General features: G+C 45.4%; 12 protein-coding genes. All 12 read right to left on the minus strand.

The window, feature by feature from the left end:
* Nucleotides 1-3 precede the first annotated feature (3 nt).
* On the minus strand, nt 4-249 hold the full coding sequence (locus AC0L4K_RS12450) for an OmpA family protein (RefSeq protein ID WP_473266417.1): 246 nt from the start codon (nt 247-249) through the stop codon (nt 4-6).
* On the minus strand, nt 170-901 hold the full coding sequence (locus AC0L4K_RS12455) for a hypothetical protein (RefSeq protein WP_473266418.1): 732 nt from the start codon (nt 899-901) through the stop codon (nt 170-172). Before AC0L4K_RS12455 ends, AC0L4K_RS12450 begins: the two co-directional genes overlap by 80 nt.
* A 64-nt stretch (nt 902-965) precedes the next feature.
* On the minus strand, nt 966-1,127 hold the full coding sequence (locus AC0L4K_RS12460; protein ID WP_473266420.1) for a hypothetical protein: 162 nt from the start codon (nt 1,125-1,127) through the stop codon (nt 966-968).
* 482 nt (nt 1,128-1,609) lie between these two features.
* Complete coding sequence (locus AC0L4K_RS12465) at nt 1,610-2,146, minus strand: elongation factor P hydroxylase (protein WP_473266421.1); 537 nt, start codon at nt 2,144-2,146, stop codon at nt 1,610-1,612.
* A 16-nt stretch (nt 2,147-2,162) separates the two neighbouring features.
* The gene (locus tag AC0L4K_RS12470) at nt 2,163-2,822 is read right to left on the minus strand and encodes a hypothetical protein (protein WP_417221836.1); all 660 of its coding nucleotides are present in this window, start codon (nt 2,820-2,822) and stop codon (nt 2,163-2,165) included.
* A gap of 89 nt (nt 2,823-2,911) precedes the next feature.
* Nucleotides 2,912-3,700 (minus strand): thiosulfate oxidation carrier complex protein SoxZ, encoded by a 789-nt coding sequence (soxZ, locus tag AC0L4K_RS12475; RefSeq protein WP_473266423.1) that lies wholly within the window; start codon nt 3,698-3,700, stop codon nt 2,912-2,914.
* 162 nt (nt 3,701-3,862) lie between these two features.
* A complete protein-coding gene (locus AC0L4K_RS12480) occupies nt 3,863-4,642 on the minus strand; it encodes an enoyl-CoA hydratase (protein WP_473266425.1) in 780 nt (259 codons plus the stop codon).
* Nucleotides 4,643-4,738: 96 nt separating this feature from the next.
* Nucleotides 4,739-5,191, minus strand: coding sequence for a YaiI/YqxD family protein (locus AC0L4K_RS12485; protein WP_473266427.1), 453 nt, complete (start codon nt 5,189-5,191; stop codon nt 4,739-4,741).
* An 18-nt stretch (nt 5,192-5,209) separates the two neighbouring features.
* Nucleotides 5,210-6,094, minus strand: coding sequence for a tRNA 2-thiocytidine(32) synthetase TtcA (gene ttcA / locus AC0L4K_RS12490; protein ID WP_473266428.1), 885 nt, complete (start codon nt 6,092-6,094; stop codon nt 5,210-5,212).
* A gap of 118 nt (nt 6,095-6,212) precedes the next feature.
* Nucleotides 6,213-7,565, minus strand: coding sequence for a TolC family outer membrane protein (locus AC0L4K_RS12495; RefSeq protein ID WP_417221828.1), 1,353 nt, complete (start codon nt 7,563-7,565; stop codon nt 6,213-6,215).
* Between the two features lie 35 nt (nt 7,566-7,600).
* Nucleotides 7,601-9,082 carry an HlyD family type I secretion periplasmic adaptor subunit gene (locus tag AC0L4K_RS12500; protein ID WP_473266430.1) on the minus strand — a complete coding sequence of 494 codons (1,482 nt, stop codon included), beginning with the start codon at nt 9,080-9,082 and terminating at the stop codon, nt 7,601-7,603.
* Nucleotides 9,082-11,262, minus strand: a complete 2,181-nt coding sequence (locus AC0L4K_RS12505) for a type I secretion system permease/ATPase (protein WP_417221824.1) — start codon at nt 11,260-11,262, stop codon at nt 9,082-9,084. Before AC0L4K_RS12505 ends, AC0L4K_RS12500 begins: the two co-directional genes overlap by 1 nt.
* Between the last annotated feature and the right edge of the window lie 40 nt (nt 11,263-11,302).

Genomic DNA, 11,302 nt, shown 5'->3' on the forward strand with positions numbered 1-11,302 from the left:
TGATTACTCAGACAAAGACTCGTAGTGCCCTCTCAGCTGAACACTGACTCGACGGTCTGGTTGCAAGCATTGAATAAGCGCTGGACGGGTAAGTGAATCAGGGCAATCTGTTGTGACAGGTTCAGCACTGCCAAACCCAACAGCTTGAATATCACCCTGTATGCCATGACTAGTTAAATAAGAGGCGATCGTTTGCGCACGCGCTTCCGATAAAGCTTGATTGTAAGCATCCCCCCAACCGGTCGGCATGGCCAACAATAACCACGCGATTTGACTTGAGATCAAAAGAGCTAACTTCTTTAACCAAATCATCCAATCGATCTTTAGCGATCAAATCAACCAGCATTGCACCATCAAACTCAAAAAGAGCATCTGCATTTAAATCTATCTCTTTAAGGACGATTTCTTTTTCTGGAGAACAGCGAGGATAATTTCGGTTAGTTAAAAAAGATCGATGCTCTAGATCAGATAATTCATCTTTCGCAACATCTTCGCTAACTCGTTCAAACTGTATCGCACCTTTAGAAGCTGAAACTATTTTTATAAATTCATTTTGACCAGGGACTGACTGAAAAATTAGACTCTGTTTAATATCTTTAACAGTTTTTAGTGTGACTTCGTTTTCACCAAAACAAATATTACTAACCAAGTATTGACCCGGCATAAGCCCACCAACAACACGATCGTCATGGGTTATTAAGACCGAACTATCAATAAAATTATCAGCATCCTTATCCGTCCGATAAACGATCAATTCTGCTTTGTTTAAACTAGGTGAAATGAGGCTTTCTTGAATACTACCTTCAGGTCCGACCAAATAGTTTGGCGTATTCGAAGAACACCCTGAAGACAAAATAACTGAAGCGGAAAGACAGGCAATAAAAAGAGGTTTTGCTAACATATGAGTTTCCCTTTCAAACAACAACAATCCTTGAAATGAATACTAAATAAATAAATATTAAATATCAACTAGCAATAACAGCCAAAAAAGTAGGGTTAAAATCACAACCAATGCCACTGAAGGCACAGGTTAACAGCTTCAAAAAAAACAGCGAAAACGACTCAAACCCTGATAATTCACGGGCTACAGCAAATAAAAACTGATGACGGAAAGATAAAAAATCCATTAAAAACTTCCAAAATTCTGCAGCCTCCAGCACTATAAATTCACAAAAAAAATATTAATTTTTTTTTACAAAAACGTCATTTCAGTACAATTTTTGACCAACTTTTATCGAGATTTACACAAAATGGTTACATAATATTTGCAAAAACAGATCTATCAGAGTAATCGCCGCACCTTTACTGTGTGTATCATGGTCAAACACACTGACACTTCGCTGATGTTCGACAGCAAGGGACGAGAAAACCCTCCCCTAGCTGTATAGAAGCACATACACACTACTTTACAAAGAGCAGCACACAACACAGCCAGATCGTTGCAAGCAGGTTACAGCGAGGATATTAAAAGAGGATTACGAATTGGAAAATTGAGCAAAACGATTTGGAGTACTGCGCCCGATCTCAACTTTATCTAGATAGCGCATAGCGGTATGCTGTCGCAATGATAGTGACAACATACCCCCATTAATATATCCGACAAGTCGCTTTACTTACTTTGCAGCGAGAATCTCTCTGCGCATAGAGGTTCAGTGCCGTAATACTGCTGCAAAGCAGCAAGCAACTTCGCTGCACGCGAGGGAAGCCCGCTAACAAGATAATTTATAACCTGCTGCTGAACGGCGCTTTTAAAGGTGTCGCTTGCGCCCATATTGGCCCCAAGGTTATCCGCGCTGAAGTGAAATTTATGCCCTGCGGCTTCTGACAACAGCCATTCCAATGCTTGCGGCTTAACCTCGACTTTTTCAAATTCAGCCTGCTCTGCAGCCGTTCGGCCATCCGGTTTATACCAATAGCCAAAATCAACCAATAAGCGGCGCTGCTCTCCAGCGACACACCAATGGCTAATCTCGTGTAATGCACTGGCAAAAAAACCATGGGCAAAAATGATGCGATGATGAGGGTTTTGATCATCGGCAGGCAGATAGATAGGTTCATCATCGCCCCGCTCTAACACGGTATTCAAGCTGTCACTAAAAAGCCCGTTGAATAGATGAATCAAACTGTCAGGTGTGCGTGGGTTCATATAAGGTCGGTCGCGTTTATGGCTGATACTTAACCCAGGTAGTTTGATTCAGCCACCAACTTTCACCAGTATTGTGATCGATACGGGCTGCTACATAGCCTTTTACATCACCGTTAGCACGTAACAACTGAACATCGTAGGACGAAATCGCAGGAGCGTCTGCCTCTTCCAAAGGCTGCCAGCTATTCGCTGCGGAAATCCAACTCTCACCAGAAAAACGATTATAACGGATCATCACCCACTGACCTTTAGCGGTATAGCAACTAGCCAATTTAAAGGGATCACCTCCGCCAAGTTCCGGTGCTAGTTGTTGCAGCTCAATCAGTTGCTGGTCTAAGCGCGCCATCATCTCTTGCATTTCATTATTAGGAGGCGCGGCAGCGGGAGTTGCACCGGAGGATCGCTTCACCTCTTGCGCTAGTACTTGAAATTGAGTCAACAACAATTGCACCCGCTCAGCAACCGCACTATTTTGCACTTTAAGTTCGAGAAACTGTTCCTGCAACAGGGTAATACGGCTATTAAGTTGATCAAACTGCGCCCCCTGGTCCACCGCAACAGCTGCTGGGGCAACCGGTGACTCAGCCATTGACGCATTGTCTGGCTGCACATTAGCAGCGTTACAACCCGCCAGTGTAAACAGGCTAAGAAAGGTTAATGCAGCGACTCGATTCACAATGTTCTCCTATGTTTGGCTGCGCTTATTCTAACGGATGGCAAGACTGAGTAGTACCGCTTATAACGCAGGTCGCAAAATAGATCCAATTATTTAATAACAGCCGTTTGGCTACCCGTTTTACCGGTATTTTCAACCCAGTTAATGATCAACTCATCATCGCTCACTGCCCCGATAAAGCTAAACCCAATAAAAGGGTTTGCGGCGATATTGATTCCGAGATTGGCCTCGAAAACTGTTTTTTCACCATGCAGTACTGTTATCTCCTGAAGGAACGCTGCTGAAGTCAACTCACCAGTCGCCTCATCTGAACTCAAGCCATCCTGCATTGGGTGATTTATCGCCAATTTAACCTGAGTCGCTTCCCCTTTCATCTTAGCCCTAACGGCCATAATATCCGTCATATTAGCTTCTGTAGGCAAAGGGGCCAGCTTAGCTATCGATTTAACCTCAACCTCCTGAGATGCACTAAGCAGTTGACCATCCGCTTTAACCACGGCGGTAACCACCGTAGTTTTTGCCATACGAATACGAGTGAGCACCTCTGCCTGAGTCCCCTCCGGGAGCATAAACTCAGCAACCAAAGGGTTGGGGCTGCCCTCAAGAAATAAACTAATAGACTCAACATTTGCCAACGACACGGTAACGGATACCGGTACCACTGAGCCGTCAACAGCAACACGGGGCACTTGCAGATGGATATCATCACTAACCACAGGCTCTGCCGCAAACATCATCTGTATCGCATCCTCCTGAGTCGCTGCCGAAAATGCGGCTGCATTCCATCCAGCCATAACCTGTCGAGGCAGTAACCCGCCAACACTAACCAATGCCCCACAACTGATCATCGCTTTCATCACTGCTCGACGATTCATCATTTTATATCCTTAATTCTCTAGCATCGCGGCCTTAACCATCGAATACGACTCGCCTTTGCAATAGACGAATATTACCCTACTCGCAGGCCCTGTCTATCGCTTCATCAGCGGAGCAGCAAAAAGCCGCAGCCAAGGCTGCGGCTTTAAGGGCTTGATGCTATTTTAACGATGCTGCCAAAGCGGTTTTCGCTTCTGAATAAAGGCATCAATACCTTCGCCTGCATCATGGGTGAGCATATTTTCAGTCATCACCCGACTGCACTCCGCATAAGCCTCATTAAGCGGTTTATCAATCTGACGGACATAGGCTTGTTTACCAATCGAAATCGCTTTACGCGAGCTAGCAGCAATTTTGCCCGCTACCTCTAAGGCTTTTTGTGCGACCAAATCATCGTCTACGACCCAGTTGACCAAACCAATCTCTGCCGCTTTCTCGGCACTGATCATATCGCCAAGCAACAACATCTCCATCGCATGTTTTTTACTCACAGACCTACTCAGGGCAACCATTGGCGTGGAACAAAAAAGACCAATATTCACGCCGGGGGTAGCAAAACGTGACGATGCGGCAACAACCGCCAGATCACAGCTCGCCACTAACTGACACCCTGCTGCCGTTGCAACACCATGTACCTGCGCAATCACGGGGATCGGTAAGTTAACAACTCGCTGCATAAGCTCTGAACAGGTATCAAAAGTGCATTGATAGTAATCCTCTGCACCTTCACCCAGCATCTGCTTTAGATCATGGCCAGAACAAAAACCTCGACCACTGCCGCTTAACACAACCACCCGAACACTGTGATCATCAGCAATGGCATCAAACGCAGCGATCAGCGCTTGCATCAGCTCCATTGATAGGGAGTTGTAAGCATCGGGACGGCTTAATGTTAGCTTACAAATGCCATCATTATCCTCACGCATCAATAGTGCATCGCTCATAGAAACCTCAATTGTTATTTTTAATTATTGAAAAACTAAAGCAAAACAATCCAAAAATAAAGGTTTACCCTTATTTAGTAGACTAAATTGATGGCATTAAGCAGAAAGGTGTTTGACTAAAAAACGATCTAATTGATTGGCAAACTGTTGTCGATCCTGCTGATTCAGCTTGGCAGGACCACCAGTATCAATACCAGAACCCCGCAACTGATCCATAAAATCGCGCATATTCAGTCGTTGCCGAATATTTTCAGGGGTATAAAACTCTCCTCTGGGATTGAGCGCATGAGCCCCCTTTTCAAGCACCTCAGATGCCAGCGGAATATCCGCAGTAATCACTAAATCCCCAACAGCGCTCTTCTGCACGATATAGTTATCCGCCACATCAAAGCCAGCAGGCACCTGCACCGCACTAATAAAAGCGGATGGCGGTGTCTGCAAAAACTGATTAGCAACCAGTACCGTATTTACTTTGGTGCGCTGCGCAGCCCGAAAAAGAATCTCTTTAACCACGTTAGGACAGGCATCAGCATCAACCCAGATATTCATAACGTAGACTCCAGCTAATCAGAGTGAAAGGATATCTATCATTTCAGGGAGTGGCCCCGAATTCGAACGAGCCGACCCGCTAGGCTCGACAACACCTTGGGAATAACCCCGTTGCAATCCTTTAAAGTCAAATAGCTCAGTATCGGCCAAATGAGAGGGTACGACGTTGCGTAACGAGCGGAACATAATTTCAATACGGCCAGGATGATGCTTATCCCAATCCTGCAGCATCTCTTTAACAACCTGACGCTGTAATCCATCCTGCGATCCACACAGGTTACAAGGGATTATCGGAAACGCCCGCAACTCCGCATAGGCAGCAATATCTTTTTCCCGTGCATAGGCTAGCGGTCGGATCACCATGTTTTTGCCATCGTCACTCACGAGCTTAGGAGGCATCGATTTAAGCTTGCCACCATAAAACATATTCAAGAAAAAGGTTTCAAGGATATCATCACGGTGATGCCCTAGTGCAATCTTATTGGCACCGATCTCTTCAGCAAAACCATACAAGGTACCACGTCGTAAACGAGAGCAGAGCGAACAGGTCGTTTTGCCCTCCGGCACCAACTCTTTCACAACCGAATAAGTGTCTCTTTCAATAATGTGAAACGGTACATCAATTTTAGCTAAGTACTCAGGCAAGACATGCTCAGGAAAGCCTGGCTGCTTTTGGTCTAAATTGACGGCAATGATATCAAAACGGATTGGCGCACTCTTCTGTAAATTCATCAGAATATCCAACATAGCAAATGAATCTTTGCCACCGGATAAGCACACCATTATTTTGTCGCCATCTTCGATCATATTAAAGTCTTCGATCGCGCGGCCAGTTTCTCGACGCAGACGTTTCTGCAATTTATTCAGTCGAGTTTTCTGTTGTTTTGCCAGTTCTTCGCTCATATACACATTCAGGCTGTTAAAAAAGGCGGGGATTATAGCGGATTGTAATAGAAGAATCAGCCTGCAAATCAGTGGCACCCCGGGCAGGCTACCACTAAGTCACAGAGATTAAAGATGTTTAGTCACGCTGGGCGGAAACTTCAGCCTGATCAGCTACGGTCAGTACCGACTCCCGATCAAGATTAAGAACTGTTAACAGCTCACCCATCGCATTAAGTACCCGGAATTGAGTCAAGACACGATCTTTATCTGCTTTAAGCAGTTCACGACGCGCTTCAAAGAGCTCATTTTCGGCATCAAGCAAATCGACCAATGTACGACGACCCAAACTAAACTGCTGCTGATAAGCGTCTAACGTTTTCTCAGATTCGATCACATGCGCTTCAAGAAACTCCATCTGACGTTCCAGCAACTGATAGGCATTCCATGACAGACTCATACCCTCAGCGACTTCACGTTGTGCACGATCACGAATAGCACTCGCTTCCATCAATTGATAGTAAGCCGCTTTCTTACGATAAGCGTCGCCATTACCATTGAATAGGTTATAACGCATCCGAATCATGGCCGTAAGGTCATTATTATAACCCTCGGTACCATCTAGATTATTATTCCATGTTCCGCCAAGCTCTAAACGCACATCAGGATGGAAATCAGAATCACGGGTTTTCAACTGCGCAACTGCGGCATCCACATCTAACTGAGCCGACAATAACGTTGGGTGAATCCGACCAGCTCGCTCTAAAGCCTGCTCATAAGCAACCGGCATATGCTCATCCACCGCTTCAGGCTTAACCAAACCAACGGCTTCCTGACCAACAATTTTGTAATAGCGGGCTTTCGCATCAAGCACATTATTATCAGTTGCCAGATAATTAGTATGGGCACGACTCAGTCGACCTTTAACCTGAGAAAGATCTGACGCTGACCCCAGACCATGCTCTGAACGCTTACGAATACCATTCAGAATTTCGATATGAGCTTCGAGGTTAGCCGCCGCCAATACGGACTCTTCTTGCGCATGAATCACCGACATGTATGCATCGGCCACTTCAAGGGTGGTATTTTCTGCCACATTCCAAAGTTGGTAGCGATGCGCTTCAGCTTCAGCAGTCGTCCGATCATTATCATTTCGAGTGCGTCGGCCATCGTACAATAACTGACTCACGGTCAGCGATGCTTCACCACGTTCGAGATCAACATAGTTAGAACTGCCAGTCGCTGCACGCGTTGTTGGGCTATTGGTCCACTCTCCACCCCAACCAAATGCCACATCCACTTTTGGCTTATAACCCGCTTTGGATGCGCCAACCTGCTCGACACGACTCAGATACTGATTTTTGACAATTGCCACATCAGGTGAGTTTCCAATGGCAAAAGACGTTGCTTCCACCAATGTTTGTGACGAGACGGTACCCGACCACATCATTAGTGCCAGTGCGCCAGCACTCAATTTATTTTTATGACCCATTGAACCGTTCCCCCCGGATAAAGTCCATTTAAACGTTATCGTTCTCTTAATGCTTGCTGCTGTGCCTTAAATATAGGCTTAAGCAGATAATCAAGTACACTTTTCTTACCTGTCATGATATCAACTGTCGCTGTCATGCCAGGTATAATGGGTAGAGATGTAACCCCCCGCCCAAGATCTGTATTCTCTGTACGTACACGAATCAAGTAATAAAGATTACCCTTTTCATCTTCAATCGTATCCGCACTAATATGCTCTAGTGTACCCTTCAATCCACCATAGATGGAGAAATCATACGCTGTAAGCCGAACTACCGCATTTAACCCAGGTCGCAGAAAAGCAATATCCTTAGGTGAAATCTTCGCTTCGATGAGCAAATGATCTTCTGTCGGTACAATCTCAATCAAATCCATACCCGGCTGTATAACACCGCCGATCGTATTAACAGAGATGGTTTTAATCGTCCCATGTACTGGTGATACAACGGTGGTTCGATCAACCCGATCACGTAAGTTAACCTGCGCTTCAGTTTTTTGTTTCAACTGAGCCAGACTTTCGTTCAACTTTTGCTGACTTTCACTTCGGGCATTTAACGCGATTTCCCGACGTTTCGCAACCGATTCCTCGATACTTAGCCGGACTTTCGGCAACAGCAGCTTCGCCCCTTCAAGATCCTGCTTATAGCGATTGAGCTCCCGTTGTAACTTAATTAGCTCAATTTCTGGAATCACGCCATCATCTGCTAACGGTTTAGTCATATCCAGTTCACGCAGGCCAAGTTTATAAGAACGGTAAAGATGGCTAATTTTAGACTCCAGCTCTTTTGCTTCCTGATCACCCTGCTCAATCTGACGGCCAATAATATCTAGCTGATTATTTAGGTTTCTCAGATATTCACTCAACTGGGATTGCTCTCGGTCGAGTAAATCGGGGTTCTTTGCCTGCCAGTCAGCATCGAGTGCAATAGGCTGCGGGTCAATCTTTACCTGCTCCTTCCAGCCACTCTTAGGCTCTACATCATTGATAATAATGCTTTCGAGTTCAGCCCGATGCCGAGCAATCGAAACCTCAAGATAGGCTTTCTCCTGTGCCTGGCCTCTAAAGTCCGATAAAAACCGTGTTTCATCTAACCGGAGTAAAGGCTCTCCAGCTTCAACCTTATCGCCCTCTTTAACATATAACTCTTTGAGTATGCCGCCTTCCAGATATTGCACAACCTGTATCTGTTGCGATGGAATTACACTGCCTTCGCCTCGGGTAATTTCATCTAACTCAGCAAAATAAGCCCAAGTAATCGCCACAAAGACAAAACAAACAACACCCCATAGCAAAATCTGGGAACTTCGTGGCGTATCAAGCAATACACTGGCTGCCGCATTATCAATAAAATCATGCAAGCCATCATCGACCGCATGTTTATCCTGTTTCGATTGAGTCATCAGCCCAAGAGCGCGTTTTACCTTTGACGGTTCTTTTTCGACAGCTGCCGGTGCGTTATCGGTTTTGAAATCACCCATCAGGATTTCGCCCCTTGTTTGGCCTTTTGTTGATTGACCCCTTCACGCAACCAATTGACCACTTCAGCTTTAGGTCCGTCTGCAATCAAACGACCATTTTCAAGCACGATAATACGATCGACAACATCTAACAAACTTGATTTATGGGTACTCAGAATCACCGTTTTACTTCGATCCAATGCTTTAAGTTGATTCATCAGCCTAACTTCTGATTTACGATCAAGATGACTGCTCGGTTCATCCAGAAGCATAATAGGCGGATCCATAACAATTGCCCTTGCCGCAGCGACGGATTGACGTTGGCCACCTGACAACTGCCGACCACCTTCCCCCACTTGGCGCTCCAAACCCTCTGGGTCTTGATCAGTGAAAGCCGTTACGCCGCCCCACTGCGCAGCGCGTAACAGGTTCTCATCACTGGTAAAAGGGGCTCCCATCACAATATTGTCCCTAATACTGCCAAAGAACAGATGGTTTTCCTGCATAATCGCACCAATATTACGCCGCAGATCTGCCGGGTGTAACTGGCCAATATTGACACCATCAATACGTACATCACCCTTAGTGCATTGATATAATCCGAGAATCAACTTCTCTAATGAACTTTTACCAGCACCAATGCCGCCAATTAAAGCGACACGCTCTCCCGGTTGAATCGTAAAACTAACTTCATGCAGGGCGTAATTTTGCTGCCCTGGGTAGGAAAAACAAACTTTATCAAACTCTATTTTTCCTTTTAGCGTAGGGCGACTCACATAACTTTTACCCTCTTCCTCTTCGACAGGCATCTCCATCACCTGATTAATCAGGCTCATGGAAGCCTTGGCTTGATTATAGCGCGTCGCCAATAAAGACAGTTGTGCCAACGGCTGAACAGCACGTCCTCCGAGCATCACAGCAGCAATAATCCCCCCCATACTCAAATCACCCGCAGCAACTAAGTAGACCCCCATAACAACCGTTCCCACGGTCATCATCTGTTGCAGAAAGCCGGATAAAGTAGATGCACCATTAGCCAATTTACGAGTTTGAATATCGTGCTGTCCCATTTTACTAACAGCCTGTTCCCAAACAACTTGATACTGACTTTGGGCACCATTGATTTTAACAGCCTCTATGCCGGTTAAACCTTCAACCAGCGTGGCCTGTTTCTGCGATGCAATTTTTGACGTTAACTCTATCTGCTTCGCTAATGGTTTTTGAATATATAGGCTATAGCCGATTAAGATGATCATCACCACCAGTGGCACAAGCACCAAAGGTCCACCGACGGCCCATATCACCAAGAGGAACAACAGCGCAAACGGTAGATCAATTAGTGCCCCTAGAGTTGCCGAGGTAATGAATTCACGAATCATTTCAAACGATTGCAAATTGTTTGCAAAGGCACCGACGGATAAAGGTCGTGCTTCCAAACGGATGCCCATCACTCTGGCAAATATTTTGGCTGACAACTGTAGATCGAGTTTTTTACCTGCGACATCAATAAAATAGGATCGCAGATGTTTCAAAATGAGATCAAAAACAAACACGATAGCCACACCAATAGCTAAAACCCAGAGTGAGTCAAACGCAAGGTTCGGTACAATCCTGTCGTACACATTCATGACAAATAAAGGTGAAGCAATGGCAAATAAGTTAATCAACAACGAAGCGATCATGACATCACGATAGATCGGTGCAGCACTGCGAAATGTCGCCCAAAACCAGTGTCCTTCCTGTGTATCTAATACATCTGGACTACGCTGATCAAAACGATATTTTTTACGTATATAAAAAAGGTGGCCGGAATAGATTTCTTGCAGCGCTTCAAGCGACAGTTCAACCTCACCATCACCGCTCTCTGATTGTAAAATCCGCGCCGTGCCCGCATCTTGATCGATAGACATTAAGATGCAGCTGTTATGATTCTGTAATAACAATACACAGGGCAGCAGTAACTCATGTATCTCTGACAACGATTGGTCTGCTAACCGAGCTGACAACCCCGCACGTTCCGCTGCACGGGGAAATAACTCCAAAGTTAATCGGTTATCAACGAGCGGTAGCCCACTACTCAGAGAGTCTTCTGATGCAGGCGTCCCGTAGTATTTACTCAAGAGAACCAATGCATCCAGCAAAGGATCAACAAACTGCTCTCGGCTAGTGCCAAATACCCAATCTGACTGTGATTCTTCCACTATTTTTTATTGCCTCTTTGGAAAACTAACTACCTCACAT

The sequence above is a fragment of the Amphritea sp. GJ51-11 genome, assembly GCF_055808735.1.